The sequence below is a fragment of the Mycobacterium sp. DL440 genome (assembly GCF_011745145.1).
In the GTDB taxonomy this organism is placed as follows: Bacteria; Actinomycetota; Actinomycetes; order Mycobacteriales; family Mycobacteriaceae; genus Mycobacterium.
In genome coordinates this window covers 4,036,348-4,062,654 of the sequence record NZ_CP050191.1, presented here as the reverse complement: position 1 = coordinate 4,062,654, position 26,307 = coordinate 4,036,348, and the positions used below count along the sequence as shown (strand labels likewise).

At 66.1% G+C, this 26,307-nt stretch carries 29 protein-coding genes and 1 tRNA gene; 18 read left to right on the top strand and 12 right to left on the bottom strand.

Translation table 11 applies throughout. The features are described from left to right. Positions 1 to 2: 2 nt before the first annotated feature. The 3 genes from HBE63_RS19830 to HBE63_RS19820 are packed head-to-tail and all read right to left on the bottom strand — an operon-like array spanning position 3 to position 4,377. On the bottom strand, positions 3 to 1,535 hold the full coding sequence (locus HBE63_RS19830) for an acyl-CoA carboxylase subunit beta (RefSeq protein WP_208301481.1): 1,533 nt from the start codon (positions 1,533 to 1,535) through the stop codon (positions 3 to 5). A gap of 59 nt (positions 1,536 to 1,594) precedes the next feature. Further along, on the bottom strand, positions 1,595 to 2,743 hold the full coding sequence (locus HBE63_RS19825; protein ID WP_166906267.1) for an acyl-CoA dehydrogenase family protein: 1,149 nt from the start codon (positions 2,741 to 2,743) through the stop codon (positions 1,595 to 1,597). Continuing rightward, positions 2,740 to 4,377 carry an acyclic terpene utilization AtuA family protein gene (locus tag HBE63_RS19820; RefSeq protein WP_243858757.1) on the bottom strand — a complete coding sequence of 546 codons (1,638 nt, stop codon included), beginning with the start codon at positions 4,375 to 4,377 and terminating at the stop codon, positions 2,740 to 2,742. The genes HBE63_RS19825 and HBE63_RS19820 overlap by 4 nt, the downstream gene beginning before the upstream one ends. A 367-nt stretch (positions 4,378 to 4,744) precedes the next feature. On the opposite strand from HBE63_RS19820, the gene rpmF reads away from it, so the two are divergent. The 7 genes from rpmF (at position 4,745) to HBE63_RS19785 (ending at position 10,753) form a co-directional block, all read left to right on the top strand. After that, positions 4,745 to 4,918 (top strand): 50S ribosomal protein L32, encoded by a 174-nt coding sequence (gene rpmF / locus HBE63_RS19815; RefSeq protein WP_003885704.1) that lies wholly within the window; start codon positions 4,745 to 4,747, stop codon positions 4,916 to 4,918. 148 nt (positions 4,919 to 5,066) lie between these two features. Continuing rightward, a complete protein-coding gene (locus HBE63_RS19810; RefSeq protein WP_166906265.1) occupies positions 5,067 to 5,753 on the top strand; it encodes a response regulator transcription factor in 687 nt (228 codons plus the stop codon). 4 nt (positions 5,754 to 5,757) lie between these two features. Beyond that, entirely contained in the window at positions 5,758 to 7,257 is a 1,500-nt protein-coding gene (locus tag HBE63_RS19805) for a HAMP domain-containing sensor histidine kinase (RefSeq protein ID WP_243858173.1), read from the top strand. 194 nt (positions 7,258 to 7,451) lie between these two features. Continuing rightward, a complete protein-coding gene (locus tag HBE63_RS19800; protein WP_166906264.1) occupies positions 7,452 to 8,849 on the top strand; it encodes a S1C family serine protease in 1,398 nt (465 codons plus the stop codon). Positions 8,850 to 8,872: 23 nt separating this feature from the next. After that, positions 8,873 to 9,424, top strand: coding sequence for a molybdenum cofactor biosynthesis protein B (locus tag HBE63_RS19795; RefSeq protein ID WP_371815046.1), 552 nt, complete (start codon positions 8,873 to 8,875; stop codon positions 9,422 to 9,424). Between the two features lie 147 nt (positions 9,425 to 9,571). Further along, positions 9,572 to 9,730, top strand: a complete 159-nt coding sequence (locus HBE63_RS19790; protein WP_166906263.1) for a hypothetical protein — start codon at positions 9,572 to 9,574, stop codon at positions 9,728 to 9,730. Between the two features lie 387 nt (positions 9,731 to 10,117). Then, the gene (locus HBE63_RS19785) at positions 10,118 to 10,753 is read left to right on the top strand and encodes an MspA family porin (RefSeq protein ID WP_166906262.1); all 636 of its coding nucleotides are present in this window, start codon (positions 10,118 to 10,120) and stop codon (positions 10,751 to 10,753) included. A gap of 82 nt (positions 10,754 to 10,835) precedes the next feature. Here the strand turns inward: HBE63_RS19785 and mscL are convergent, their stop codons facing one another. The 3 genes from mscL to HBE63_RS19770 form a co-directional block, all read right to left on the bottom strand. Then, positions 10,836 to 11,297, bottom strand: a complete 462-nt coding sequence (mscL, locus tag HBE63_RS19780; RefSeq protein WP_166906261.1) for a large-conductance mechanosensitive channel protein MscL — start codon at positions 11,295 to 11,297, stop codon at positions 10,836 to 10,838. Between the two features lie 135 nt (positions 11,298 to 11,432). After that, on the bottom strand, positions 11,433 to 12,092 hold the full coding sequence (locus HBE63_RS19775; protein ID WP_166906260.1) for an SAF domain-containing protein: 660 nt from the start codon (positions 12,090 to 12,092) through the stop codon (positions 11,433 to 11,435). Positions 12,093 to 12,162: 70 nt separating this feature from the next. Then, a complete protein-coding gene (locus HBE63_RS19770; protein WP_166906259.1) occupies positions 12,163 to 12,495 on the bottom strand; it encodes an FmdB family zinc ribbon protein in 333 nt (110 codons plus the stop codon). Between the two features lie 63 nt (positions 12,496 to 12,558). On the opposite strand from HBE63_RS19770, the gene HBE63_RS19765 reads away from it, so the two are divergent. Continuing rightward, positions 12,559 to 13,323, top strand: coding sequence for an HNH endonuclease family protein (locus HBE63_RS19765; protein WP_371814786.1), 765 nt, complete (start codon positions 12,559 to 12,561; stop codon positions 13,321 to 13,323). On the opposite strand, the gene HBE63_RS19760 is transcribed toward HBE63_RS19765, so the two are convergent. The 3 genes from HBE63_RS19760 to HBE63_RS19750 form a co-directional block, all read right to left on the bottom strand. Continuing rightward, positions 13,320 to 14,207, bottom strand: coding sequence for a universal stress protein (locus tag HBE63_RS19760; RefSeq protein ID WP_166906258.1), 888 nt, complete (start codon positions 14,205 to 14,207; stop codon positions 13,320 to 13,322). The two genes, HBE63_RS19765 and HBE63_RS19760, sit on opposite strands and share 4 nt — an antisense overlap. Then, complete coding sequence (locus HBE63_RS19755; protein ID WP_166906257.1) at positions 14,204 to 16,039, bottom strand: amino acid permease; 1,836 nt, start codon at positions 16,037 to 16,039, stop codon at positions 14,204 to 14,206. Before HBE63_RS19755 ends, HBE63_RS19760 begins: the two co-directional genes overlap by 4 nt. A gap of 105 nt (positions 16,040 to 16,144) precedes the next feature. After that, on the bottom strand, positions 16,145 to 16,756 hold the full coding sequence (locus HBE63_RS19750; RefSeq protein WP_208301169.1) for a 5-formyltetrahydrofolate cyclo-ligase: 612 nt from the start codon (positions 16,754 to 16,756) through the stop codon (positions 16,145 to 16,147). Between the two features lie 27 nt (positions 16,757 to 16,783). Here HBE63_RS19750 and HBE63_RS19745 point away from each other — a divergent pair, with 27 nt between their 5' ends. The 6 genes from HBE63_RS19745 (at position 16,784) to HBE63_RS19720 (ending at position 21,742) form a co-directional block, all read left to right on the top strand. Then, positions 16,784 to 17,713 carry a UTP--glucose-1-phosphate uridylyltransferase gene (locus HBE63_RS19745; RefSeq protein ID WP_166906255.1) on the top strand — a complete coding sequence of 310 codons (930 nt, stop codon included), beginning with the start codon at positions 16,784 to 16,786 and terminating at the stop codon, positions 17,711 to 17,713. A gap of 66 nt (positions 17,714 to 17,779) precedes the next feature. After that, on the top strand, positions 17,780 to 19,018 hold the full coding sequence (gene glp, locus HBE63_RS19740; RefSeq protein ID WP_166906254.1) for a gephyrin-like molybdotransferase Glp: 1,239 nt from the start codon (positions 17,780 to 17,782) through the stop codon (positions 19,016 to 19,018). A gap of 46 nt (positions 19,019 to 19,064) precedes the next feature. Further along, entirely contained in the window at positions 19,065 to 19,718 is a 654-nt protein-coding gene (locus HBE63_RS19735; protein ID WP_166906253.1) for a GNAT family N-acetyltransferase, read from the top strand. Between the two features lie 241 nt (positions 19,719 to 19,959). Then, positions 19,960 to 21,156 (top strand): gephyrin-like molybdotransferase receptor GlpR, encoded by a 1,197-nt coding sequence (gene glpR, locus HBE63_RS19730; protein WP_166906252.1) that lies wholly within the window; start codon positions 19,960 to 19,962, stop codon positions 21,154 to 21,156. Positions 21,157 to 21,211: 55 nt separating this feature from the next. Further along, a tRNA-Ala gene (locus HBE63_RS19725) sits at positions 21,212 to 21,287 on the top strand. Positions 21,288 to 21,433: 146 nt separating this feature from the next. Beyond that, the gene (locus HBE63_RS19720; RefSeq protein ID WP_166906251.1) at positions 21,434 to 21,742 is read left to right on the top strand and encodes a GIY-YIG nuclease family protein; all 309 of its coding nucleotides are present in this window, start codon (positions 21,434 to 21,436) and stop codon (positions 21,740 to 21,742) included. On the opposite strand, the gene HBE63_RS31495 is transcribed toward HBE63_RS19720, so the two are convergent. Both HBE63_RS31495 and HBE63_RS31485 read right to left on the bottom strand, forming a co-directional pair. Beyond that, entirely contained in the window at positions 21,703 to 21,855 is a 153-nt protein-coding gene (locus tag HBE63_RS31495; protein ID WP_243858171.1) for a hypothetical protein, read from the bottom strand. The genes HBE63_RS19720 and HBE63_RS31495 overlap by 40 nt on opposite strands. Positions 21,856 to 22,066: 211 nt before the next feature. Continuing rightward, positions 22,067 to 22,396, bottom strand: coding sequence for a site-specific integrase (locus HBE63_RS31485; RefSeq protein WP_166906250.1), 330 nt, complete (start codon positions 22,394 to 22,396; stop codon positions 22,067 to 22,069). Positions 22,397 to 22,623: 227 nt separating this feature from the next. Between HBE63_RS31485 and HBE63_RS19705 the strand changes: the two genes are divergently transcribed. The 4 genes from HBE63_RS19705 (at position 22,624) to HBE63_RS19690 (ending at position 24,525) form a co-directional block, all read left to right on the top strand. Next, entirely contained in the window at positions 22,624 to 22,788 is a 165-nt protein-coding gene (locus HBE63_RS19705; protein ID WP_166906249.1) for a hypothetical protein, read from the top strand. A 410-nt stretch (positions 22,789 to 23,198) separates the two neighbouring features. Next, complete coding sequence (locus tag HBE63_RS31175) at positions 23,199 to 24,041, top strand: hypothetical protein (RefSeq protein ID WP_208301168.1); 843 nt, start codon at positions 23,199 to 23,201, stop codon at positions 24,039 to 24,041. Then, complete coding sequence (locus HBE63_RS19695) at positions 24,038 to 24,313, top strand: hypothetical protein (protein WP_166906248.1); 276 nt, start codon at positions 24,038 to 24,040, stop codon at positions 24,311 to 24,313. Before HBE63_RS31175 ends, HBE63_RS19695 begins: the two co-directional genes overlap by 4 nt. Then, a complete protein-coding gene (locus HBE63_RS19690; protein WP_166906247.1) occupies positions 24,313 to 24,525 on the top strand; it encodes a hypothetical protein in 213 nt (70 codons plus the stop codon). Before HBE63_RS19695 ends, HBE63_RS19690 begins: the two co-directional genes overlap by 1 nt. 344 nt (positions 24,526 to 24,869) lie before the next feature. Here the strand turns inward: HBE63_RS19690 and HBE63_RS19685 are convergent, their stop codons facing one another. After that, positions 24,870 to 26,294: a cytochrome P450 gene (locus tag HBE63_RS19685; protein WP_166906246.1), complete on the bottom strand. Its 1,425-nt coding sequence runs from the start codon at positions 26,292 to 26,294 to the stop codon at positions 24,870 to 24,872. Between the last annotated feature and the right edge of the window lie 13 nt (positions 26,295 to 26,307).

Here is a 26,307-nt window from a genome sequence, read left to right as displayed (position 1 = left end):
GCTCACATCCTGAAGACGCCGAAGTTCGACGTCCCCTCGATCGGGCCACTCGCGATGGCGGACAGGCACATTCCCAGCACGGTGCGGGTATCCCGGGGATCGATCACCCCGTCGTCGTACAACCGGCCGGACAGGAACATCGGCAGCGACTCGGCCTCGATCTGCGCCTCGACGGCGGCCCGCAGTGCGGCGTCGGCGGCCTCGTCGACCGCCTGGCCTCTCGCCTCGGCGGCGGCGCGGCTGACGATCGAGAGCACGCCGGCGAGCTGGGTTCCGCCCATCACGGCGGACTTCGACGACGGCCAGGCGAACAGGAAGCGCGGGTCGTACGCCCGCCCGCACATGCCGTAATGACCCGCGCCGTAGGAGGCTCCGAGCAGCAGCGAGATGTGCGGCACTGTGGAATTCGACACCGCGTTGATCATCATCGAGCCGTGCTTGATCATCCCGCCCTCTTCGTACTGCTTACCCACCATGTAGCCGGTGGTGTTGTGCAGGAACAGAAGTGGAGTGTCGGAGCGGTTGGCCAGCTGGATGAACTGGGTGGCCTTCTGCGACTCCTCGCTGAACAGCACCCCGCGGGCATTGGCCAGGATCCCGATCGGGTAGCCGTACAGCGTGGCCCACCCCGTCACCAGTGACGACCCGTACAACGGTTTGAACTCATCGAAATCCGAACCGTCGACGATGCGGGCGATCACATCGCGCGGGTCGAACGGGATACGCAGATCGGCGGGGACGATGCCGATGAGCTCCTCCGGGTCGAACTTCGGCTCGACCACCGGTGCGGGGACGGGTCCCTTCTTCCGCCAGTTCAGCCGGGCCACGATGCGCCGACCGATCCGGATCGCGTCGAGCTCGTCGTTGGCCAGGTAGTCACCCAGACCCGAAGTGCGGGCGTGCATCTCGGCACCGCCCAGCGACTCGTCGTCAGACTCCTCGCCGGTGGCCATCTTCACCAGCGGCGGACCGGCCAGGAACACCTTGGAGCGTTCCTTGATCATCACGACGTGATCGGACATGCCCGGCACGTAGGCGCCGCCGGCCGTCGAGTTGCCGAACACCAGCGCGATGGTCGGGATACCCGCCGCCGACAGCCTGGTCAGATCGCGGAACATCTGCCCGCCCGGGATGAAGATCTCCTTCTGCGTCGGCAGGTCGGCGCCACCGGACTCCACCAGGGAGACGACCGGCAATCGGTTCTCCATCGCGATCTGGTTGGCGCGCAGGATCTTCTTGAGCGTCCACGGGTTGCTGGTGCCGCCCTTTACCGTCGGATCGTTGGCGACGATCAGGCACTCGACACCTTCGACGGCGCCGATACCGCAGACCACACTGGCTCCCACGGTGAAATCGCTGCCCCACGCGGCCAGCGGGCTCAGCTCGAGGAACGGCGCGTCCGGATCCAACAGCAGCTCGACCCGCTCGCGGGCGGTGAGCTTGCCGCGGCCGTGATGGCGGTCGACATACTTTGGCCCGCCGCCGGCCAGGGCCTTGGCATGCTCGGTGTCGAGTTCGGTGAGCTTGGTGGTCATCACCTCGGCGGCCTCGGTGAACCCGGGGGAGCGAGGATCGATGGTGGACTTCAGAGTGGTCACGACTGAAACCCCAATGTCTTTGCGGCCAACGAGGTCAGGATCTCGGTGGTGCCACCGCCGATACCCAGGATGCGCATGTCACGGTACTGACGCTCGACCTCGGATTCGGCCATATAGCCCATCCCGCCGAACAACTGCACGGCTTGATTCGCCACCCACTCACCGGTCTCGACGGCGGTGTTCTTGGCGAAACACACCTCGGTGATCAGGTTCGCCTCACCCGCGAGCTGCCGCTCCACCACATGCCGCGTGTATACGCGGGCCACATCGATCCGGCGGGCCATCTCGGCCAGGGTGTTCTGCACCGGCTGCCGCGAGATCAGTGGCTTGCCGAAGGTCTCGCGATCGCGGCACCACTGCGCGGTCAGGTCTAGACAGCGTTGGGCACTGGCATACGCCTGCACGGCCAGGCCCACCCGCTCGGACACGAACGCCGCCGCGATCTGGAAGAAGCCGGAGTTCTCGGCGCCGATCAGGTTGGCCATTGGCACCCGCACATCGGTGTAGGACAGCTCGGCGGTATCGCTTGAGCGCCAACCCATCTTGTCGAGCTTGCGGGTGACCTCAAATCCCGGTGTGCCCTTGTCCGCCACGATCAGTGAGACGCCTGCCGCTCCCGGACCACCGGTGCGCGACGCAGTGACGACGTAGTCCGCGCGCACACCCGAAGTGATGTAGGTCTTGGCCCCGTTGAGGATGTAGTCATCCCCGTCCCGCGTGGCCTTGGTGGTCAGGTGCCCGACGTCGGAGCCGCCACCGGGTTCGGTGATGGCCAGCGATCCGATGAGATCCCCACGCAGCGTGGGCTTCACGTACGTCTCGATCAGGCGCTCATCGCCGGAGGCGATCATGTGCGGCACCGCGATGCCGCAGGTGAACAGGGAAGCGAACACGCCGCCCGGTGAGCCCGCGTAATGCATTTCCTCGCAGATGATCACGGCGTCCGCCCCGTCACCACCACCGCCGCCGACCGACTCGGGGAAGTTGGCCCCGAGCAGCCCGGCCTCGCCGGCCTTGCGGTGCAGTTCGCGCGGCAGCTCGCCGGTGCGTTCCCACTCGGCGGCGTGGGGCAGCACCTCACGCTCGGCGAAACTGCGCACGGTCTTGCGCAGTGCCTCACGCTCGGGCGAAGTCCAGATGCTCACTTGAAGAGTTCCTCCGGGATATCGAGATGACGGCTGCGCAACCATTCGCCCAGCCCCTTGGCCTGCGGATCGAACCGGGCTTGATACGCGACGCCCTGGCCGAGAATGCCTTCGATCACAAAGTTGACGGCCCGCAGATTCGGCAGCATGTGCCGGGTGACCGGCAGATCGGCTGTCTCGGGCAGTAATTCGCGAAGTTTGTCGACCGTCAGCGTGTGGGCCAGCCAGCGCCACGCCGCGTCGCTACGCACCCACACCCCTACGTTGGCCGACCCGCCCTTGTCGCCGCTACGGGCGCCGGCGATCGTGCCGAGGGCGGCGCGCCGAGTGGAACCGGCCGTCGGTGCCTCGGGCATCCCCGGATCGGAAACCGGGGCCAGATCGAGGGTGTCCGTCGCCGGCGCGATACCGATCCGGGTGCCATCGGCATGTACGGCGATGTGTGGCACCTCGGCGGCGTCGACATAGCCGGGTACGAACACTCCGTAGATCTGACCATCGCCCGGGGGTGCGGTGGTGGTGAAGCCCGGATAGCTCGCCAGCGCGAGCTCCACGCCCGCCGAAGAGAATTGGCGTCCGACCAGGTTGGGATCCGGATCGCGGACCACGCAGTGCAGCAGGGCGCTGGCGGCCTCCTCGGTATCGGCATCGGGATGATCGGTGCGGGCCAGCGTCCAATCAAGTTCGGCCGGCCGGACTTTCAGACCGGCCTCCAACTGGCTGCGCACCAGCTGAGCCTTGGCCTCGATGTCCAGGCCGGTCAACACGAACGTGGCGGCGTTGCGGAACCCGCCGATGCTGTTGCACGACACCTTCAACGTCGGCGGCGGGGCCTCACCCGTCACCCCGGAGATCCGGACGCGGTCAGTGCCGTCGTGGCTCAATTGCAGCGAGTCGACGCGCAGCGTCACATCGGGATTGGCATAGCGAGCGCCGGTGATCTCGTAGAGCAGCTGCGCGGTGACCGTGCCGACGCTGACCTGTCCGCCGGTGCCCGCATGTTTGGTGATCACCGAGGAGCCGTCGGCGGAGATCTCGGCGATCGGAAACCCGGGGCGGGCCAGGTCGGCGATTTCAGAAAAGAAGGAGTAGTTACCGCCGGTGGCCTGGGTGCCGCACTCGATCACGTGACCGGCGGCCACCGCCCCCGCCAAGGCGTCGTAGTCGGTGGCCGACCAGCCGAAGTGCGCCGCCGCGGGCCCGACGATCACCGAAGCGTCCGTCACCCGGCCGGTGACCACGACGTCGGCGCCGGAGTTGAGGCAGTCGACGATGCCCCACGCGCCCAGATAGGCATTGGCCGCCAGGGGTGTGCCCAGCCCCAGTTCGGACGCGCGCCCCACCACGTCGTCGCCCTCGACATGGGCGACGTTGACGTCGAGGCCCAGGCGCTCGGCCAGGGCCCGGACTCCGACCGCCAGTCCCGCCGGGTTCAGCCCGCCGGCATTGGCCACGATCTTCACGCCCTTGTCGAGGGCGAGGCCCAGCGACTGCTCCAGCTGGGTCAGGAAGGTCTTGGCGTAGCCGCGGTCGGGATTCTTGGCCCGGTCACGGGCCAGGATCAGCATGGTGAGCTCGGCCAGGTAATCACCGGTCAGATAGTCCAGGTCACCGTCGGTGAGCATGTCGTGCATCGCGGACAGCCGGTCTCCGTAGAACCCCGAACAATTACCGATCCGTACTACTGGTGGCACACGTACTCCCGTCAACGCTGAAAGGGACCAACCAACCGGTAGGTTAGCGGGTACCGCTGGTACCACGTCAAGGGCTGACCCGGCGCGCCGAGCGGGCAGGCTGACGACCAAGGCCGTGCCATCCATTCCCCCCACCGAATGCCCGGGCCGCCGAGTGCCTGGGCCGCCCGAATTGGGCCCACCCCAGCCGGAACGGGCCGCGTTTTGGAACAGCGCCAGGTCAACCGTTACTCTGTACCTAATCGTCGCCGCCGGCGAGCTCATTTCGATTCGCGCGGCAACAACCCAGAGCAAGGAGATGCACGTCATGGCTGTGCCCAAGCGCAGAATGTCGCGCGCGAACACCCGTAGCCGGCGCGCGCAGTGGAAGGCCGAGGCCACTGGTCTCGTCGGCGTCAATGTCGCCGGTCAGCAGCACAAGGTGCCGCGCCGTCTGCTGAAGGCCGCCCGCCTCGGCCTGGTCGACCTCGACAAGCGCTAGAACCGCAGAAGACACTTCGTCAAAAGCGCTATCACTCGTGATAGCGCTTTTTGTCGTGCTCAGGGCTGTCTCAGACTCGAAAAACGCTGGGTGAATTTGCGGCGCGCCTCTCAGCCCACTCTCAGACGGCGGGATGAGACTGTTGCCTGTGCGCATACTTGTCGTTGACGACGATCGCGCTGTGCGCGAATCCCTGCGCCGGTCGCTTTCTTTCAATGGATATTCGGTCGAGCTCGCCCAAGATGGGGTCGAAGCGCTCGAGGCGATCTCCCATGACCGGCCTGATGCTGTGGTTCTGGACGTGATGATGCCGCGAATGGACGGCCTGGAGGTGTGCCGGCAGCTACGCAGCACCGGTGACGATCTGCCGATCCTGGTGCTGACCGCCCGTGACACCACTTCCGAGAAGGTCGCCGGGCTGGATGCCGGTGCGGATGACTACCTGCCCAAGCCGTTTGCGCTCGAGGAGCTGCTCGCGCGGATGCGGGCGTTGCTGCGCCGGACCGTCATCGACGACGGCACCGATTCGCAGAAGATGTCGTTCACAGACCTGACCCTGGACCCGGTGACCCGCGAGGTGACCCGTGGCGAGCGTCAGATCAGCCTCACCCGCACCGAGTTCTCGCTGCTGGAGATGCTGATCGCCAACCCGCGGCGGGTGCTGACCCGTAGCCGCATCCTCGAAGAAGTGTGGGGCTTCGATTTCCCGACCTCCGGCAACGCACTCGAGGTGTACATCGGCTACCTGCGGCGTAAAACCGAGGCCGAAGGCGAGATCCGACTGATCCACACCGTGCGCGGCGTCGGCTACGTGCTGCGCGAAACACCTCCCTGATTTGATGGCGCTCAACGCAAACACCTGGCGAACCGCCACCGACTCTGGGCGGCTCGCCGCTGTGAACCTCCGGAACACCAGCTCACTGTCATTGCGCTGGCGCGTGATGATGCTCGCGATGTCGATGGTGGCCATGGTGGTCGTCCTGATGGCCGTCGCCGTGTACGCCGTCGTTTCCCGCGCGCTCTATGACGACCTGGACAATCAGCTGCACAGCCGCGCCCGGCTGCTCATCGAGAGCGGATCGTTGGCCGCCGATCCCGGCAAGGCGATCGAGGGGACCGCGTACTCCGACGTCAACGCGATGCTGGTGATCCCCGGCCGCTCGATCTACACGGCCAACCAGCAGGGCCAGATGCTGCCGCTGGGCAAGGCCGAGAAGGACGTCATCTCGGGCGAGTTGCTGATGTCCCTGCGCACCGCCAACCACCAGCGGGTGCTCGCGGTGCACCTGGCCAACGGCAGCTCCCTGCTGATCTCCAAGAGCCTGGCGCCCACTGTCCAAGTGCTGAGACGTCTGGGCACGGTGCTGCTCATCGTCGGAGGTATCGGCGTGGCAGTCGCGGCCATGGCCGGTGGTGCGGTGGCCCGCGCCGGGCTGAGACCGGTGGGCAGACTCACCGAAGCCGCAGAGCGGGTGGCCCGCACAGATGATCTGCGGCCGATTCCGGTGGTCGGCAGTGATGAGTTGGCCCGGCTCACCGAGGCGTTCAACATGATGCTGCGGGCGCTGGCCGAATCGCGCGAACGGCAGGCCCGGCTGGTTTCGGACGCCGGCCACGAGTTGAGAACTCCACTGACCTCGCTGCGCACCAACGTCGAACTGTTGATGGCATCGCAGGCGCCCGGGGCGCCGCCGTTGCCCAAGGACGAGATGGCCGGGCTGCAGACCGATGTGATCGCCCAGATCGAGGAACTCTCGACGTTGGTCGGTGACCTCGTCGACCTCACCCGCGACGATGCCGGCGGAATCACCCCGGAAGCTGTCGACATGTCCGAGGTCGTCGACCGCAGCCTTGAACGGGTCCGGCGGCGCCGCAACGACATCGAATTCGACGTCGACGTCGTCGGCTGGCAGGTGTTCGGCGATGCACCCGGACTGGGCCGGGCAGTGCTCAATCTGCTCGACAACGCCGCCAAGTGGAGTCCGGCCGGCGGACGGGTCAGTGTGCAGATGCATCAGACCGATCCGACGCACGCCGAACTGGTGGTCTCCGACTACGGGCCGGGTATCCCGCCGCAGGAACGCGGGCTGGTGTTCGAGCGGTTCTACCGTTCTGATGCAGCCAGGGCGATGCCGGGATCCGGCCTTGGATTGGCTATCGTCCAGCAGGTGGTGCTCAAGCACGGCGGTGCATTGCGCATCGACGAGACCGTGCCGGGCGGCACCCCGCCGGGGGCTTCGTTTCACATGGTGCTGCCAGGGCAGCCGATCTCGAATGCCGATGCGACACACATGCACCGGGTCGGTGGTGGGCACACCGTCGGCGCGGAGAAAAAGTGAGACAGTTAAGTCGGTCGGGGGACCAGTCATGGATGGATCAGAAATCTCTAAGTGGATTCTCAGCCCATCTGGGCAACCTGAGTGACCACGACTTCGTTTGACGAAGTGACGGACACGAGGGTTGGACATACGGGTCGGACCGGATCGGCGTGACTGGCCGGCGGACCTTTTACAAGAGAAGAGCACGCAGCACAATGACGAACCACCCGAGGTACCCCCAGCAGCCGGAGCAGCACCCTGGCGGCGCCCCCGGATACGCCGGTGCGCGTCCTGATCCTTACCAGTCACAGCCCTACGACTGGCGATATGCGCGTCAACAACCGCAGCAGCAGTTGCCGCCGCCGCAGCAGCCCCACCAGACACAGCAACACCCGGGCCAGCAACAACAGCCGCCGCAGCAGGCCTACCGCGCGCCGTATGACCCGTATCGGGTTCCGGCCAGCCCGCAGCCCGTCTCGGCGAAGAAGCGGTCCAGGACCGGCCTGGTGGCCGGGGCGCTCGCGGTGGCTGTGGTGTCGGCCGGGATCGGTGGCGGTGTCGCCACCTTCGTGCACGACGACCACCCGCGCCTGGGCACACAGGGCCTTGGCGCCGCACCGACCGTCCCTGCGGCCGCCCTGCCTCCGGGCTCGGTGGAGCAGGTGGCGGCCAAGGTGGTGCCGAGTGTGGTCAAGCTCGAAACCGACCTGGGCCGCGCGTCCGAGGAGGGCTCCGGCATCATCCTCACCGCCGACGGCCTCATCCTGACCAACAACCACGTCGTGCAGGCCGCCAAGCCCGGCGGGCCCGGCCCCGCGCCGGTACCGGGCGGCGCGCCGGCACCGGCCGGCGCCCAGACCAAGGTGACGTTTGCCGACGGGACTACCAAGTCGTTCACCGTGGTGGGCACCGACCCGAGCAGTGACATCGCGGTGGTGCGCGCGCAGGACGTCTCTGGCCTCACCCCGATCACCGTCGGCTCGTCGGCCAACCTGCGGGTGGGTCAGGACGTCGTGGCCGTCGGGTCACCGCTGGGCCTGGAAGGGACCGTCACCACCGGCATCGTCAGCGCGCTGAACCGCCCGGTCGCCGCCGGTGGAGACACCCGCAACCAGAACACTGTGCTCGACGCCATCCAGACCGATGCCGCGATCAACCCGGGCAACTCCGGCGGCGCGCTGGTCAACATGAACGGCGAGCTCGTGGGCATCAACTCGGCGATCGCCACAATGGGCGGGGATTCGCAGCAGGCACAGAGCGGCTCGATCGGGCTGGGCTTCGCGATCCCGGTGGATCAGGCCAAGCGGATCGCCGATGAGCTGATCCAGAACGGGACGGCCTCGCACGCGTCGCTGGGCGTGCAGGTCAGCAATGACACCACCAGCGACGGCGCCAAGATCGTCGAGGTCACCAACGGCGGGGCCGCGGCGGCGGCAGGTCTACCCAGCGGTGTGGTGGTCACCAAGGTCGATGACCGGGTGATCGGCAGTGCTGACGCGCTCGTGGCCGCGGTGCGGTCCAAGGCCCCCGGCGACAAGGTCACGCTGACCTACCTTGACCAGGGCGGAAAGCCGCAGAACATCGAGGTCACCCTCGGCAGGGCCGAGCAGTGAGCACGCTGACCGGGCCCGGCGGGATGGCCACACTGCGTCTGGCTTCACCGTTGTCCGCCGCCGGATATACGGTTGCAGGCATGGAACAGCCAGGGGAGTTGGTGGGGCGCGCGCTCGTCGTCGTCGTGGATGATCGCACTGCACACGGCGAGGAAGACCACAGCGGCCCGTTGGTCACAGAGTTGTTGGGTGAGGCCGGATTCGTCGTCGACGGTGTCGTGGTCGTGGCCGCGGACGAAGTCGAGATCCGCAACGCGCTGAACACCGCGGTGATCGGCGGCGTCGATCTGGTGGTGTCGGTGGGCGGGACGGGGGTGACACCGCGCGATGTGACGCCGGAGGCCACCCTCGACATCCTCGATCGCGAGCTGCTGGGCATCGCCGAGGCGTTGCGGGCGTCGGGGCTTTCGGCCGGCATCGTCGATGCCGGGCTGTCCCGCGGCTTGTGCGGAGTCTCGGGCAGCACGCTGGTGGTGAACATCGCCGGGTCACGCGCGGCGGTGCGCGACGGCATGGCCACCCTTGGGCCGCTGGCTGCGCAGGTGATCGGGCAGTTATCAAGTCTGGAGATCTGAGCTCCACGGAAACGGCGGCCATCGGCCGCCGTTTTCTTTTGTTTGGCGAATATGGCGCCCAGCATTCATGCTGGTTAAGAGCAGGTTAACGGGCATCGACGCAAGGCCCGAGTTGAAATGTGATCTTCGTCACAAAGGGGAATCGTGATGCCGGAAGCGAAGAAAATGTCCCGTCACGCAGTTAACAAGATCTTCGGTGAGGCCCTCCCGGACATCGCCCCCGACGAACGCGATACCGCTTCGCCGGACGACGATGACGACCGTGACCGGTGGTTGCGGAACAACATTCCGCCCCATCACCAATGAATCGGTGAGCGGCTTGTAAGGGCAGGAAACCCCAGGCTGCGCAGTGTGGTCTGGGCCTGCGGTTGTTGCGAAGGCGAACGGTCTCACGCCATTGCCCCGCCGTCCAACGTGCAGCGTCTTGGCGTTGTGCGCCATCTCCCAGCCGGTTTTCAGCAAATTTTGATCGATTGAACGTATGCGGCACCGGGGATATGTGCTTGCGTTGCCGCTCGGATGCCCTCCCGTTATGTTCCTCGTGTCAACGATGAGCATTAAGTAAGCGCAACGTGTGGAGTTCCTAATCCGCATCACATGTTGGTCTTGCGCGGCGGTACGGTCTGCGGGGGCCGGGACGCCAACCACAAACGGTGGGCCTCCGGGAGCGCCGGCGATATAGCTAGGGAGAACATGAAGGCATTCAGTCGGGTGCTGGTCGCGATGGTTGCAGCTATCGCGGCGCTGTTTACGAGCACGGGCATTTCTCATGCGGGTCTGGACAATGAACTGAGCCTGGTTGATGGTCAGGATCGGACTCTGACCGTTCAGCAGTGGGACACCTTCCTCAATGGTGTGTTTCCGCTGGACCGCAACCGGCTGACCCGTGAGTGGTTCCATTCCGGTCGCGCCAAGTACGTGGTGGCCGGCCCGGGGGCCGACGATTTCGAGGGCACCTTGGAGCTGGGTTACCAGATCGGCTTCCCCTGGTCGCTGGGTGTGGGGATCAACTTCTCCTACACCACCCCCAACATCCTGATCGACGATGGTGACATCACCGGCCCGCCGTTCGGCCTGGAGTCGGTCATCACCCCGAACCTGTTCCCGGGTGTGTCGATCAGTGCGGATCTGGGCAATGGCCCCGGTATCCAGGAAGTGGCGACGTTCTCGGTGGATGTCAAGGGCCCGGCCGGTGGTGTGGCGGTGTCCAATGCGCACGGCACGGTGACCGGTGCGGCCGGTGGTGTGCTGCTGCGTCCGTTCGCCCGCCTGATCGCCTCGACCGGTGACAGCGTCACCACCTACGGCGAGCCCTGGAACATGAACTGAGCACATGAACGTCACGTTCTAAGCAGCACCAAAAGCAGCCCCTGGAAATTTCCAGGGGCTGCTTTTGTATGCGGTGTCGCCGTCAGGTGCGGTCGGCGCTGGTGTGCTTGGCGGTGTCGGGGCTCGGGCCGGTGCCAGGGCCGGTGACGTGCTTGCCGGCGGACCCGTTCTCGGACAGCAGATCGCGGATCTCGGTCAGGATGGCCAACTCGGTGTCCTGGGCCTGTTCGACCTCGCCGCGTTCGCGCAGCTTCTTGTAGGGCACCATGATGACGAAGTAGATCACGGCCGCGACAATCAAAAAGTTGATGAACGCTGACAGCACCGCGTTGAAGTCGACGAACTGCTCGGGAGTACCGCCCAACGAGATCTTGAGGAAGCCGTAGTCACGGTCGCCACCGGCGCCGATGCGGTCGACCAGTGGCTGAACTACCTTCTCGGTGAAGGAGGTGACCAGACCGGTGAAGGCCGCGCCGATGACCACAGCAACCGCAAGGTCGATGACGTTGCCGCGGGAGAGAAACTCTTTGAAGCCCTTCAACATGCTCCGGACCCTTCCTGCAGTGTGGGTTGTTAAGTGGGACAAGCAAACAGTAACGGAGTTGGCCGAACGGCTGGGTCATTGTGGGACAACAACTTCAATGGGTATGAAACATGTTGGGCTACAAGGAACCCGGACTCAGTGGATCGTGAGCGTGACGGCCTGCACCAGGCTGGTGGCCGCCACTTCATTGGCTGAGCGGGCCGGCAGCGCCACCAGCGCCACCCGGTCGCTGCCTACACCGGCCCCGTGGGCCTTCTCCGAAACGAGCACCACCACGGCTCCGGAGGCCACTACGACCGGCCGGGTCGGCCCCTTGTCGTCCTGATCACCGGTCACCGTCAGCACGTCGACCACGTCGCCGGGGCGGATCAGATCCAGCAGGGCGGTGTCGCTGAGTTTGATCGGCACAATGCGGGCATCCGGGCCCGCTGTCGTTTCGGCCAGCCGGGACCCGAGCAGCCGGACATCGGTGATCACCTCGCCCCGACGGGCCGGGGCGGTCAGCGTCGCGCCGATCACCGGCGCCATGTCACGCTGGGCGCCGTCGGGCAGGGTGGCAGTGTTGCGCCGCTCCAGGCGCACATCGGTGGCGGTCAACGCGACGCCGGGGGACAGGTCATGAGCTGCGACCGCGATCTCGGTGTACTCACCATGTGGATCGGAGCGCAGGGCCGCGATGGCCGCCAGAAGCACCAACCCGGCTGCGGCAGCACGGCGTGCGGCCACTGTGCGGGTCCAGTCGGGCCGGGCAGCCGTCAACCGATGCCAGCGCGGCGGGTTGAGGGATTCGGCCATGGCGCCACGGTAGGCGCGCGACGGCCGAGTGGGAACGGCGTCTTCGCCGTCCTGTGGATAACTTCCGGAGCTAGCTTGAGGCAGCCGCGGCGGGGGCGGCGCTGGAGCTGCTCGACGAGGAACTGTTCGACGAGTCGGACGAAGACGACGACGAGTCGGAGGACGAGCTCGAAGAGCTGCCTTCGGAGCTCTTGGCGGACGAGCCGTTGGACGTGCTCTTGCCCGATTCGCGGTTGTCGGTGCGGTAGAACCCGCTGCCCTTGAACACCACGCCCACCGAGCCAAAGAGCTTGCGCAGCTTGCCGGAGCACTTGGGGCAGCTGGTCAGCGCGTCGTCGCTGAAGGCCTGCACCGCGTCGAACCGATTGCCGCACTCAGTGCATGCGTAGGAATAGGTAGGCACGAAAACCCTCCGAGTTGATAAAACTTGTTAGCACTCTACCGGCTCAAGTGCTAGAACCGCTACGTGGGCCATGTCATTCCCGCGGGCCGCCGGCGCCGGCGCACCGGAAGATTAGCGGTACTGCTCGTGGTGGCGGTAATCCTGGCGGTGCTGGCCGTGCTCGTGGTGGCCCGCATGCATGCGGCAACCCCGGTCGAAGATTCCCCCGCACACCCGTCGGCATACCCGACCGCCGGTCAGGCGCCGGCACCACGGACCCCCGGCTACGACCGGGCCCGCATGCTGTTGGCGGGGCTGCCGGTCAAGGGCTGGGATCGCGACACCGACTACGCCCGGTCCCGCTTCGGTGAGGCTTGGAGTGACGACGTCAACGTCGAATTCGGCCACAACGGCTGCAACACCCGGGATGACATCCTGCGCCGCGACCTGGCTCAGCTGACGGTCCGCCCCGGCACCTGCTACGCCGCCACCGGTGTCCTGCGCGACCCTTACACCGGTGTCGAGATCGCGTTCACCCGCGGGCCCGACACCTCCAGCACGGTGCAGATCGACCATCTCGTGTCCCTGTCGGACGCCTGGTACAAGGGAGCGCGGGCCTGGGACCCGCAGCGGCGCAGGGACTTCGCGAACGATCCGCGCAACCTGATCGCGGTCGCTGCGCAGCCCAACTTCGACAAGGCATTCCGCGACGCGGCCAGTTGGCTGCCGCCCAACATGGCGTTCCGCTGTGAGTTCGTGGCCCGCCAGGTCGAGGTGAAAGCCGCCTACCAGCTGTGGGTCTCGGCGAAAGAGCAGCGTGCGATGGAAGCGGTGCTCGGCAATTGCTAGCCGCGCCGGTAGCTCGGCGCGATCATCACCGGTACCGGCGAACGGCGCAGGATCTTGCCCGCGGCCGAGCCGAGGAACACCTGGGCGCTCGGGGCGGCCGCACCTGAACCCAGCACCAGCATGTCGCCGGTGTCCCATCCGATGCTCTGCACCGCGCTATTCCAATCGTGACCCGCGCCGACGACCACATCGACGTCCGGAACGGCCATCCGGTTGCGAATAGCGTTGAGCTGCTTGGTGATTTCGGCAATGGTCCGCCGTGACCACTGCTGCACCACCAACTCCTCGGCCGAGGTTTCGATGCTCCCGACGAACGCCGCGGTGTTGCGGACCGTGAACGATACGATGCGTAGCTTGGCCGACCATGACGCCGCCAGCTCGGCGGTGGCCGGGATGAGTCCGTTGACGTCGGCTTCCCCGCCGTAGGCCGCGGTGAGCCGGCTGATCCGCCCGTCACTCTGGGCATACCCGCGCGGCGCGAAGGCCACCGGAACCCGGGCAGTGTGCACCAGGCGTTCGGTCACGCTGCCGAGCGCGACCCGGCCGAGCATCCCGGATGAGGACGAGCCGACCGACACCATAGTCGCCCGGTGGACGTCCGCGAGCTCGATCAAACCCGTTGGTATCGAAGTGGATTCGTGCACCACCGGGGTGACGTCGAGATCGATGGGCAGTACCGCGACCGCGCGCTGCAACGCCTGGGTGGCCTGCGCGCGGACGTAGGCCAGATACTCACCCTCGACCGGATCCTCACGTGGCGGCCAGGCCCGTTCCACCACCGCCGCAGCGATCACCTGCTCGCCCGTGGTACGGGCGATCTGGATGGCCAGGTTCAGCGGGGCGCTGCTGTGCCGGCTCGCACTGAACGCGGCCAGGATGGTCACGAGGCATGCTCCTGGGTACGGGCTCGCGACACCACATGGGTCACCGGGATCTGATAGTCGGCGCGGGCCCGGTCAACGACGTCGAACCGATGCCACACCGAATCCTCCGGCGGCAGAGTCGAAATCACGATCTGGTCGGGCCGGAACGCCTCGACGGCATGGGCCAGCGCCCGCAGCGGACGATAGTCACCCAACTCGCCGTCGGCCTGCAATTCCTCGGAGCGCAGCGTGTTCAGCGTCTGATCGAGTCGGTGTTGTGCCGCGCGGGTGGTGGCTTCGGAGATGTCGAGCGGGCCATGGGTGGCGGCCACCCCGGTGTCGATCGGACTGGCCGGCACCACCACCTGATAGATCGCGTCGCGGTCCGCGCCGATGCGGCGCAGCTCGTCGAGCAGTTCATTGGATTCCACGGTCTCGTTGGCCAGCACCAACACCCGGTGCGGACGCGGAGCTCCGGCCGCGCGGGGAGCCTCGGCCACCTCGGGCCTGCGACCGATGAACCAGCGGTTGGCCAGGAACAGCACGATCACCACGGCCCAGGACAACAGGCTCAGCGTCAGCGCCTTCCGGTTGTCGCCGCCCTGGACGAACATCTGCACAAGGATGGCGGTGATGGCTACTGCGGTGAGGATCGACAGCACCGGGAACAGCCACATCTTCACCTTGAGGGTCTCGCCCGAGGCGCGGTAACGCAGCATGATCTGCGAGATCGCGATGAGCAGGTAGACGAACAGGATGACCGCGCCGCTGGAGTTCAACAGGAACGCGAAGATCGTGTTCGGCGAGAATGCCGCGGCGATCACACAGATGAAACCGATCACCGATGACGCGAGAATCGCGGGCGCTGGGACGCCGCGACGGGTGACGCTGACCAGTTGCGGCGGTGCCTCACGCCGGGCGGCCAGCACGAACAACATCCGCGAGGCCGTGTACATCCCCGAGTTCAGGCAGCTCAGCACTGCTGTGAGCACCACGGCGTTCATGATGTGATCGGCGTAGGGGATGCCCAATTCGGTGAACGCCGAGACGAACGGCGACGCGGCGGTCTGGTCGCTGTTCCACGGCAGGATCGCCACCAGAAGGAATGCCGAGCCCACGAAGAAGAGCGCGATGCGCAGGATCACCGAGTTGGCGGCTTTGGCCACGGCCCGCTCCGGATCGGCCGACTCCGCGGCGGCGATGGTGGCGATCTCCGCCCCGACCATCGAGAAGATCACCGTCACCACGCCCACCGTGATGGCCATCGCGCCCAGCGGGAAGAACCCGCCGTGGGCGGTCAGGTTGGAGAAGTCCATCTCCTTGTTCGGCCACAACCCAAAAACGAAAAGCGTGCCCAGGCCGAGGAACACCAGGATCGCGGCCACCTTGATGCCGGCGAACCAGTACTCGAACTCGCCGAACGAGGACACCGAGAACAGGTTGGTCGCCGTCATGGCGATCAAAAGGAGCAGTGCGGTCAGCCAGATCGGTGCCGCCGGTATCCAGTACTGGACGATCTTGGCGCCGGCGATCGCCTCGAATCCGACGACGATCACCCAGAAATACCAGTACAGCCAGCCCACGGAGAACCCTGCCCAATTGCCCAGCGCGTTACGGGCATAGTCGGCGAATGACCCGGTCGATGGATTGGCCACGGCCATCTCGGCCAGCATCCGCATCACCATGATGATCAGCACACCGGCAAGGGCATAGGTGATGAAGGTGCCGGGGCCGGTATCGCCGATCACCACGCCCGAGCCGACGAACAGCCCCGCGCCGATCACCCCGCCGATCGCGATCATCCTCAGTTGCCGCTGACTGAGCGCTTTTTTCAACGTCGGCGTCTCGCCCATATCGACACCCTTTCTCGTCTCCGTGATGTGGATCACATCGCGCCAGAAGGTTGACGCTATGCCCAACGACGAACAGCGGGTGGCAATTTGGACTGTGAGTTTTGCTCAGTCCCGGGCGTGATCGCTCAGTGTCACAACCCCGCCCGACGGCGTCAGTGCATGCGTCATCCGCACGTCGTGAGGGTCGGCGGGCAACGCGTCGACCAACTCGTCGTCACGCACCATCGCCACCAGTCGCGCGTGGGGCGAGGCGTAGATCAGGCTGCGGTCGTAAAAGCCGGCACCCCGGCCCAACCGGTTCCCGTTGCGGTCGACGGCCAGGGCGGGCACCAGCACCACCTCGGCGTCTGCGACCGATCCGGCGGGCAACCACGGCGGCGGCGGCTCGCGCAGACCGAACCTGGCGGCCATCAGCGTGCCCGGCTCGTAAGCACCCCACTGCATCGGCATAGCGCGGCCGTCCACGTCGTTGCGGGCAACCGGAAGTAGCACGCGCACACCGAGTTCCAACAGGGTGTCCAGAAGGGCCGGAGACCCCGGTTCGGAGCCCACCGGAACGTAGGCACACACCGTCTGCCCGCCACGGACCAGGGTGGGCAGCCAGTGGCAAAGCACCTGCGACTCGCGGTCGCGACGGTCGGCCGATACGGCCCGTCTTGCCCGGAGAACGCCAGCTCGCAACTCGGTCTTGGTCGGCGGGGTCACGCCCTCCACCATTTCAGAACGGACGTTAGTGTGTGAACGATGAGCACGTCTCACAAGGCGCCTGAGGTGCCGTTTCCCTACACGGCCGTGGTCCCCGCGGCCGGTCTGGGTACGCGGTTCCTGCCTGCGACAAAGACTGTCCCCAAGGAATTGCTGCCGGTGGTCGATACCCCGGGCATCGAGCTGGTGGCGGCGGAGGCTGCCGAGGCCGGTGCCGAGCGGCTGATCATCATCACCTCGGAAGGTAAAGACGGCGTCGTCGCCCATTTCGTCGAGGACCTGGTGCTCGAGGGCACGCTGGAGGCGCGCGGCAAGAAGACGATGTTGGAGAAGGTCCGCCGCGCCCCCGCACTGATCAAGGTCGAGTCGGTGGTGCAGGCCGAGCCGCTCGGCCTCGGGCATGCGGTCGGCTGCGTCGAGGGCGCGCTGGCTCCCGACGAAGACGCGGTCGCGGTGTTACTGCCCGACGACCTGGTGCTGCCCACCGGCGTACTGGAGACCATGTCGAAGGTGCGGGCCAAGCGCGGCGGAACGGTGCTGTGCGCGATCGAGGTCCCCGAAGACAAGATCAGCGCCTACGGCGTCTTCGACGTCGAGGCAGTGCCCGACGCGGCCAACCCGAACGTGCTGCGGGTCAGGGGCATGGTGGAAAAGCCCAAGTCCGAGGACGCGCCGTCCCCGTACGCCGCGGCCGGCCGCTACCTTCTGGACCGGGCCATCTTTGACGCGCTACGTCGCGTTTCGCGCGGGGTCGGCGGGGAGATCCAGCTGACCGACGCCATCGCCCTGCTGATCGAAGAGGGCCATCCGGTGCACGTGGTCGTACACCGCGGAGCCCGACACGACCTGGGAAATCCCGGCGGCTACCTGAAGGCTGCGGTTGACTTTGCGTTGGAACGTGACGACTACGGCCCCGAATTGCGGCGGTGGTTGGTCGAACGATTGGGTCTGACCGGACAGGAAGGCTAGCAACGCGTCGGGTCGTACGCCGCGCGTTGTCCGGTCGTCGGGGCCCGTAGGACAGGAAGGCGTGTTGTGCGTTCGGTCGAGGAACAGCAGGCTCGGATAGCGGCTGCCGCGGTGGCGCCCCGGCCGGTGCGAGTGGCCATCGCCGAGTCACAGGGCCTGATGTGTGCCGAAGAGGTCGTGACCGAACGGCCCATGCCGGGATTCGATCAGGCTGCGATCGACGGCTACGCGGTGCGCAGCGTCGACGTGTTGTCCGTGGGCGACGGTGCCGGTGAGATCAGCCTGCCGGTGATGGGCTCGGTCGAGGCTGGGTCGCGGACACCGAGCCGGTTGCAGCCCCGGCAGGCCGCGCGCGTGCAGACCGGCGCGCCGATGCCGACGCTGGCCGACGCGGTGCTTCCGTTGCGGTGGACCGACGGTGGCGAGAGCCGGGTCCGGATCCTGCGTAGCGTGCGTTCGGGCGCCTACGTCCGGCGCACCGGAGACGACGTGCAACCCGGTGACGTCGCGGTGCGGGCCGGCACCATCGTCGGCCCGGCCCAGGTGGGCCTGCTGGCCGCGGTCGGACGGGACCGCGTGCTGGTGCATCCACGGCCGCGGCTGTCGGTGATGTGCGTGGGCGGCGAACTCGTCGACGTATCCCGCACGCCAGGAACCGGGCAGGTGTACGACGTGAACTCCTACGCACTGGCCGCGGCGGGCCGGGATGCGGGAGCGGAGGTCAACCGCGTCGGCATCATCAGCACCGACCCGCGAGAACTGCGGGAAACCGTTGAGGGCCAAGTCAATCGCAATGAGATCGTGGTGATCGCCGGGGCTGTGGGCGGGGCCGCCGCAGAGTCGGTGCGCACCGTGCTCGCCGAGCTTGGCGAGATGGAGGTGTCGCGGATCGCGATGCACCCCGGATCGGTGCAGGGCTTCGGGCAGCTCGGCCGCGACCGCGTTCCGGTCTTCCTCCTGCCCGCGAACCCGGTCAGCGCGCTGGTGGTGTTCGAGGTGATGGTGCGCCCGCTGATCCGGCTCTCACTCGGCAAGCGCCAGCCGATGCGGCGCGTGGTGAAGGCCCGCACGCTGGCGCCGATCAGTTCGGTGGCCGGGCGCACGGGATACCTGCGGGGGCAGTTGATGCGTGACCAGGACACCGGCGAATACCTGGTGCAGGCACTGGGCGGGGCGCCTGGGGCGTCGACGCATTTGCTGGCCACCCTCGCCGAGGCGAACTGTCTGGTGGTGATTCCGAGCGAGGTCGACGAGGTCCGCACCGGCGAAACCGTGGATGTGGCATTCCTGGCTCAGCGCGGCTGATAAGACTTCATTCGATGAATGACGGTGTGACGAATCGACAGTGTGGATGAGCCTGCTGCGGTCCAGTGCCTTTCACCCGGGTTGGCCCGGTCCGATCGGGCCGTTGCGGGTGCAGGCCGGCGTGGTGCGGCTGCGTCCGGTGCGGCTGCGCGACGCCGCGGTGTGGAGCCGCCTCCGGCTGGCCGACCAGGCTCACCTGGAGCCCTGGGAGCCGGTCAGCGGTGTGGATTGGCGTGTCCGCCATGGGGTTTCGTCGTGGCCGGCGATCTGCTCGGGTTTGCGCAGCGAGGCCCGGCGAGGACGGATGCTGCCGTATGTGATCGAGCTCGACGGGGAGTTTGCCGGCCAGCTCACGATCGGCAACGTCACCCACGGCGCACTGCGATCAGCCTGGATCGGTTACTGGGTGGCCAGTGACAAGACCGGCGGCGGGGTGGCGACGGGTGCACTGGCGCTGGGGCTTGACCACTGCTTCACCGGGGTGCAGCTGCACCGGGTCGAGGCGACGGTGCGACCGGAGAACGCCGCGAGCCGGGCCGTGCTGGCACGGGTGGGGTTCCGGGAAGAAGGCCTGTTGCGCCGCTATCTCGAGGTCGACGGTGCCTGGCGGGACCATCTCCTGGTGGCGGTCACGTTGGAGGAGCTGAAACATTCGGCGTCCCAGGCTCTGGTTTCGGCCGGCCGGGCCAGTTGGTGCTGATTTCGGCGACGGTGTGGATTACGGCGCGCCGCATTGAAATTGCGCTCATGGTCGCGATTTCGCCGGATCCACAGCCCTGGAAGCAATCTCAGCGAAACCGATCCCGTCAGCTGTTACCAATGTGACACATGTGACTGTTGGTGCTTGTATCCATCGAATTACAGGTGTGTAATTGTGTCGGCGCGCCATCCATGGATGCGCTGGTCACAGACCTAGCCTGAAGGGGAAAGGAGCAGGCGTCATGCCAAGCATCCCCCAGTCACTGCTGTGGATTTCCCTCGTCGTCCTCTGGCTTTTCGTGTTGGTTCCGATGTTGATCAGCAAGCGCGACTCGGTGCGTCGCACCAGCGACGTCGCCCTGGCGACTCGAGTGCTCAACAGCGGCCGTAACGCACAACGGTTACGACGCGGCCCGGCCGCCGGGCATCACAGCGATCCGCACTGGCAACACACGGCCGATCACCTCGACGAGAAGCTCGATGAAGACTTCGAAGAGGATGAAGAGCCGGCCGAAGTGCGCGTGCACGCCACCGTGCAGCGCACCGTGGTGGTGGCCGCGGTGAGCGTCGAGACCCCCGAGCCCGACTATCTCGATGTCGATGTCGTCGACGAGGATTCCGGTGCACTGCCGGTCGGTTCGATGGCCGCGCCCGAGGAGGTGGCCGAGCCCGAGCTTGAGTTGGAGTTCGAGACCGAGCCGGAAGCGGAGCCTGAGCCCGAACCCGTCGCGGTCGAGGAACCTGTCGAGCCCGTTACCCCCGTCCAGGCGGTGGCGTCGGAGATGCAAACCGACCGGATCGCACTGGATCTCGACGAGACCGAAGTCGCCGAGACCGAGCAAGCCGAGACCGCCGAGGAAGTGGAGGATCTCGAGGACCCCGACGATCTCACCGACGCCGAGTACGAGTACGTCGATGACTCGTCGGGCCTGGAACCCGAGGCCGAGGACGAACCGGTCGAAGCAGAATCGGCCGAGACGCCCGTCGCGTCGCTGAGCGCCACCCGGCAGCGCCGGTTCGAGTCCAAGACCTCCGCGGAGGTCAGCGCCCGCAAGTTCCGGTTCCGCAAGCGCGTGCTCGCGGTGCTGGCGGCCACGCTGCTGTTCTCGGCAGGTGCGGCCTTCCTGGTGATGCCGTCGGCCTGGTGGGTGTGTGGCGGCGCCGGCACACTGACCGTGCTGTACCTGGCTTATCTACGTCGCCAGACCCGCATCGAGGAACAGCTGCGGCGGCGTCGTGCACAACGGCTGGCGCGGTCCCGGCTGGGCGTGGAGAGCACCGACGACCACAAGCTCGACGTAGTGCCGGCCCGGCTGCGTAGGCCCGGCGCGATCGTGCTGGACATCGACGACGAAGACCCGATCTTCGAGCACCTGGCCTACACGTCGTACGCGTCGACGGCCCGCGAATACGATCTACCGCGGGCTTCCGGGCAGTAGAGCGGCCGGTTTCCGGTTCCGAGCCGGCGACTGGTAGCCTTTGCTACCGGTATCAGGGGCTATAGCGCAGTTGGTAGCGCGTCTCGTTCGCATCGAGAAGGTCAGGGGTTCGATTCCCCTTAGCTCCACCAGTAAGAAACCCTCTCCGACCTGTATCGGAGGGGGTTTCTTCAGTTAGCGGGCGAGATGGCGTCAGTGGTCCCGGCCCGCAACCGGCCCGCAGTAGGTGCCGGGAAACACCCTCGTACGGTTGGGGTTTCGTGGTTCACTTCCGCCGATGACGACGCGGCGCAAGCAGGTCTACAAGATCACCTACCCGAACGGGAAGATCTACGTCGGCATGGACCTGACCGGGATGCAGCTCTACATGGGCAGCCCGAGCGCCCACGAACGAATCGTCGCCGACCTTGACCTCGACCGGCTCCGGTTCGACCTGACCCTGCGCAAAGAAATCCTGTGGGAATCGGAATCGGCCACCGACGCCGATGTCCGTGCCAAGGAGATCGAACTGATCCGGGAGACGGGTGCCAACAACCCTCGGATTGGTTACAACCTCACGCCGCGCTGGGCTGGCGGCTTGGGTTGAGCTATCGCGGCTTTGATCGCCGCGTCCAGCTCGACCGCCACCGCGTCCAGACCGGTGTCGAACAGGTCGGCGTAGGTGTCCAGCGTCATCGACGCTTTCGCGTGCCCCAGCATCCGCTGGACGGCTTTGACGTTGGCACCCGCACTGATGGCCAGCGACGCGGCCGTGTGCCGCAGATCGTGCGGAGTGATCGACGGAAACGACCCGTCGGGGGTCTGGCACGCGTTGACCGCGCGCGCACACCCGTGCCAGCCAATTCGAAATTACGCAGCACACCACCGCGCATATCGGTGAACACCAATGCCTCCCACCCCTTGCCGACCATCAGCGCGGCCAGCTCATCGGCCAGCACAGCCGGGAACGGCACCGACCGGCGCTCGTGCGGCTTCCCGGTGTCCACACCAGACCACCCGACTCGGTGACCGACCGAGAGACGTTGACCCGCCGACGCAGCATGTCGAAATCCTGCACCCGCAGCGCCGCCATCTCACCCCACCGCAGGCCGGCGTAGGCCAGGAACCGCACCACAAGACTGTCCCGTGCGACCGCAGACGCCAGCGCAACCACCTGGCCGTGTGGTCTCAGGTACCCCCGATCACTGTGCTGGCGTTTGGGAAGCTTCACCCCGTCGCACGGGTTGCGGGGGCTGACCATGAAAGTAACTGTGACACCAGGCATTCGGCGCGTTCACGACGGAACCGTGTACACGGGTGGTGAGACCGTGGACGTGCCCAAACCGGTGGCCGAGTTCTGGATTCATTGCGGCTGGGCAGGTTTGGGTTCTCTGCCCGATCAGCGTGGTCTGACCGGTACCAGGCCGACGCGGCAGGCGGCGATGTCTGAGCCGAGAACGGCACCCCGCGCACGAAGGAGCAGATGAAGTGTTCTTTGATCAGCGGAGCCAGGCCTGGCTCGATATACGGCTGCAGACCCGTCGCGATGAGGACGGCCAAGTGGCCTCCAGCCTCGTGGTGGTGCCGGCACAGGCGGATTATGGACCGGTGGCGGGCCAGCACAGCGGGTTGCCGCCGTCGCCCGCCAGGTAGGCCGCTCGGTGCGCCAAGCTGTTAATCCCCACCAGCTTGGCGCACCGAGTCATTTGGCTTGTGCGTGGCGATAGGTCCCCTGGAGGGCTGCCTCTGCGTTTGCTGGCCAGGTGATAATGTCAAGATCGCAGGGGGTGAGGGATGGCAGATCTACAGGTCGACGCCGGTTCGTTGAGTGCAGCGGCATCTAGCGGCGATACGGTTGCTGCCGAGCTCGTAACCGACGCCGCAGTTGGAGTGTCGGGTGATCAGCCCAGTGAGATGGGTGTGAGCGCCTTCGATGCCGCCCTATCGGCGGTACAGACGCACCAGTCTGAACGGGTCTCCGAGAACGCCGGTCAGCTCCACGGGGCAAGCGCTGTGTACACCACTGCAGACGGCGACGGTGCCGACCATATTTCGAGGACGGTATGACCACCCGGTCCGAGATCGAAGGTTGGAAGACTGATCACCTAACCAGCGCGGCGGCGCGGTGGCGGGCGGCGGCAGACAATGCAGACAGCTTGTTCGATCAGCACCGCAACGACGTCGGTGGTGCTGACTGGTCAGGCTCCGCCCGGGATGCCGCATTCGAACGGGTCACCGCAGACGTCGGCGTGGCACAACGCCACGGGATGGTGCAGCGCAAGGCCGCACAACTCGCCGAGAACGGCGCCAGCGACATCAACGCGGCCAAAAGCAAAGTGTTGGAAGCGATCACCGATGCCGAGGCTGATGGCTTCAGGGTCGGTGAGGATCGTAGGGTCACCGATGCCCGGCGATACGACATTGCCACGATTCGGGAACGCAACCGTGCTCTCGCTGAACACGCCGAAAACATCAGCTGGACGGCCGACCAGCTTGTGCAAGCCGATTCCCTGGTCGGGCAACGCCTTCAGGAGAAAGCTGCTGAGCTCGACGGCATACGGTTCGGGAGTGGAACGATCCAGGCCGCCAGTTGGGGTGGGTTCAAGCAGGACGGCACCGACGACGAGTGGGAGCCGCCGGTGATCAAGACCGAACAGACGCCCTCCCACGTGCCGACGGTGATCGACGCTAAGTCCGATCCTGATTCCCAGCCCAATCCTGACATGTTCCCCGGGTGCGACGACATCGACGTATGGAGCAACATCGGTCAAACTCTTCTTGGCACCACGGCCATTGCCGTTGGGATCGCAGGCGCTCCGCTGACTCTGGGAACCACGTTGACGCTTGTTACGGGCGGCGGCGCGACGATTCTTTCGGCCCTAAACGATATGAGGCACTGTCTATGACCCCAATGGGAGCGCTTACGCTGGCGATCCTGGCAGGACTTGCCATCGGGGTTGCGATCAACTGGTTCGTACGCCGTGGCTCGCGCCAACAGCATTCACGACGGGCGCAGCTCGCCGCCGCGTCCATAATGATTCTTATCGCGATTGTGACCGGGGTGAAGGTGGCTTTCTCCTCAACCGCCAGCAATTTCAATATCATCTTGGGTGTTGCGATGGGTGTCGCTGGTGTCATTCACCTGGTGCTGGCGCTTCGCACTAAGGCGGTGCAGTGATGGCACTGTTTCTCTCGCTCGTCGGGTCCGCTGGCGCGCCGGTCAATCTAGAACTGCCGCAAGACGCTTCACCGGAGCGCATCAACGATCTGATCATGGGCACTCCACCAGGCGGTTGGTGCTACCTAACCGGCGTGGTCGATGGCAAGGAACAGCGCGTTCACGTGCGGCCAGATTCGTTCGGGATGTTCTTCATTCACGAGAGACCCTGAGCGCGTCGACATTTGTTGTTCCCGTTCCTCGTGGCTTTCGCGCGGCTGGCAGAAGGTGTTTCTGCGGTGTCGGTGCAGTCGACGTTTGCTGGTGTATCGGCGCGATGCTCCCGGCCTGCAGCAAATTCGCGCCAAGTTTGAGACAACTTTTCCTAGCTAACAGTTTCAACGCCCTGACCTGCAACCATGCGGCACAGCCAACACGGTTTGATTCGGCAACCGCGCAGGTGGGCAGTTTTCGTCTCGTTCGCATCGAGAAGGTCAGGGGTTCGATTCCCCTTAGCTCCACAAAGTTTGAACAGGTCAACGCGGTTCAGGAGATATTCCTGGGCCGCGTTTCTGGTTCACCGGCGGACCCGCAGGGTGATCGGAAGGTCATCGGCCGGCATCGGCCCGGTGCCCCAGGTCAGCTGTGGTCGGTAGTCCGCGGGCACGCTCCAGTCGAACCGCCTCAGCATCTGATGCATCGTGGTCTTGACGGTCATGTCGGCGAACTGCTGGCCGATGCATTTGTGCGCCCCGCCGCCGAAGGGGGCGAACACGTAGCGGCCGACCGCGGCGCGCGACTCGGAATTGTTCACGAACCGTTCCGGATTGAACATGTCCGGGTCGGGCCACCAGTCGGAAAGGCGCATGGAGGCATAGACATTGATGGCCACCTGGGTCTTGCGCGGGACGAAGTGCCCGAGGATCTCGGTGTCGCGGACGGTTTGGCGGAAGAGCGCGCCCGCCGGCGCGTACATCCGGAGGATCTCCTTGAAGGCGGCATCGAGCAGGGGGTAGGCGTCCAGGTCCAGGACCGTCGGGGTGTCATTGGGGAGGTTGATCGCCTCCTCGCGCAATGCGTCCTGCCATTGCCGGTTTCGGCCCAGCTCGTAGGTGAGCATGGACAGCGCGATGGCGGTCGTGTCGTGCGCGGCCATCAGCAGGAAGATCATGTGGTTGACGATGTCGGCCGGGGTGAACCGGGCACCGTCTTCGTCTTCGCTTCGGCACAACATCGAGAAGAGGTCGGTGCCGTCGCCGCGCTGGCGATCGGGAACCTGGCCGGCGAAGTAGCGTTCGAGCCGCTCCCGTGCGCGTAATCCCTTGGCCCACACTCCGCCGGGCACGTCCGCGCGCAGCAGAGCCTGCCCGCCGCGGACCGTGTCGTGGAAATCCGCCGACAGTTGGTCGGATTCGGGACCGAGATGGGTACCGACGAACACCTCCGCGGCCTGTTCGAGCAGCAGCTGCTTGATGGACGGGTAGAACGGAAAATCTTGTGTTGACGGCCAATTGCGCAACGTGCGATCAACACTGGGTCGCATCAGCTCCAGGTAACCGTCCAGCGCGCTGCGGGTGAAGGCCTGCTGCATGATGCGCCGGTGATCGCGGTGTTCGTCGAAGTCCAGCAACATCATTCCGCGGTGGAAGAACGGTCCGATGACCGGGGCCCAGCCGCGCGTGCTGGAGAACACCTTGTCCCGGTTGACCCACGCGGTCTCCAAGGCGTCCGGGCCCATGAGGCCGACGACGCGGAATCCGACGCCCCCGGCCCACGACACCGGTCCGTATCGCTCGTACCGGTCCCGGGCGAAGGCCAAGGGGTCGGCCAGTGAGCTCAGCACATGGCCGAGGAACGGGAAACCGTAGTTGCCCATGACCGGCTTGAGATTCGACCCCGGTGGCGGCGTGGCCAGCGGACGCTCGCCGCTCGGAAATCTGGAGGTGACAGCGGCGCCCAAGGTTTGGAGGCGGTGCGTGTTCGCAGGCGAACAAAGGTCCATGAGTCCTCCTCGA

Coding starts and splice junctions, on each gene's coding strand:
- HBE63_RS19750 (WP_208301169.1), bottom strand. CDS start 16,756: ATGGTGGAGGGCGTGACCCCGCCGACCAAGACCGAGTTGCGAGCTGGC.
- HBE63_RS19795 (WP_371815046.1), top strand. CDS start 8,873: ATGGCCACACTGCGTCTGGCTTCACCGTTGTCCGCCGCCGGATATACG.
- HBE63_RS19695 (WP_166906248.1), top strand. CDS start 24,038: ATGACCCCAATGGGAGCGCTTACGCTGGCGATCCTGGCAGGACTTGCC.
- HBE63_RS19800 (WP_166906264.1), top strand. CDS start 7,452: ATGACGAACCACCCGAGGTACCCCCAGCAGCCGGAGCAGCACCCTGGC.
- mscL (WP_166906261.1), bottom strand. CDS start 11,297: ATGTTGAAGGGCTTCAAAGAGTTTCTCTCCCGCGGCAACGTCATCGAC.
- HBE63_RS19805 (WP_243858173.1), top strand. CDS start 5,758: ATGGCGCTCAACGCAAACACCTGGCGAACCGCCACCGACTCTGGGCGG.
- rpmF (WP_003885704.1), top strand. CDS start 4,745: ATGGCTGTGCCCAAGCGCAGAATGTCGCGCGCGAACACCCGTAGCCGG.
- HBE63_RS19820 (WP_243858757.1), bottom strand. CDS start 4,377: ATGCACGACATGCTCACCGACGGTGACCTGGACTATCTGACCGGTGAT.
- HBE63_RS19790 (WP_166906263.1), top strand. CDS start 9,572: ATGCCGGAAGCGAAGAAAATGTCCCGTCACGCAGTTAACAAGATCTTC.
- HBE63_RS31175 (WP_208301168.1), top strand. CDS start 23,199: ATGACCACCCGGTCCGAGATCGAAGGTTGGAAGACTGATCACCTAACC.
- HBE63_RS19755 (WP_166906257.1), bottom strand. CDS start 16,039: ATGGGCGAGACGCCGACGTTGAAAAAAGCGCTCAGTCAGCGGCAACTG.
- HBE63_RS31495 (WP_243858171.1), bottom strand. CDS start 21,855: ATGCTGGGGCACGCGAAAGCGTCGATGACGCTGGACACCTACGCCGAC.
- HBE63_RS19720 (WP_166906251.1), top strand. CDS start 21,434: ATGACGACGCGGCGCAAGCAGGTCTACAAGATCACCTACCCGAACGGG.
- HBE63_RS19775 (WP_166906260.1), bottom strand. CDS start 12,092: ATGGCCGAATCCCTCAACCCGCCGCGCTGGCATCGGTTGACGGCTGCC.
- HBE63_RS19830 (WP_208301481.1), bottom strand. CDS start 1,535: ATGACCACCAAGCTCACCGAACTCGACACCGAGCATGCCAAGGCCCTG.
- HBE63_RS19735 (WP_166906253.1), top strand. CDS start 19,065: ATGAGCCTGCTGCGGTCCAGTGCCTTTCACCCGGGTTGGCCCGGTCCG.
- HBE63_RS19685 (WP_166906246.1), bottom strand. CDS start 26,294: ATGGACCTTTGTTCGCCTGCGAACACGCACCGCCTCCAAACCTTGGGC.
- HBE63_RS19690 (WP_166906247.1), top strand. CDS start 24,313: ATGGCACTGTTTCTCTCGCTCGTCGGGTCCGCTGGCGCGCCGGTCAAT.
- HBE63_RS19785 (WP_166906262.1), top strand. CDS start 10,118: ATGAAGGCATTCAGTCGGGTGCTGGTCGCGATGGTTGCAGCTATCGCG.
- HBE63_RS19745 (WP_166906255.1), top strand. CDS start 16,784: ATGAGCACGTCTCACAAGGCGCCTGAGGTGCCGTTTCCCTACACGGCC.
- glpR (WP_166906252.1), top strand. CDS start 19,960: ATGCCAAGCATCCCCCAGTCACTGCTGTGGATTTCCCTCGTCGTCCTC.
- HBE63_RS31485 (WP_166906250.1), bottom strand. CDS start 22,396: ATGGTCAGCCCCCGCAACCCGTGCGACGGGGTGAAGCTTCCCAAACGC.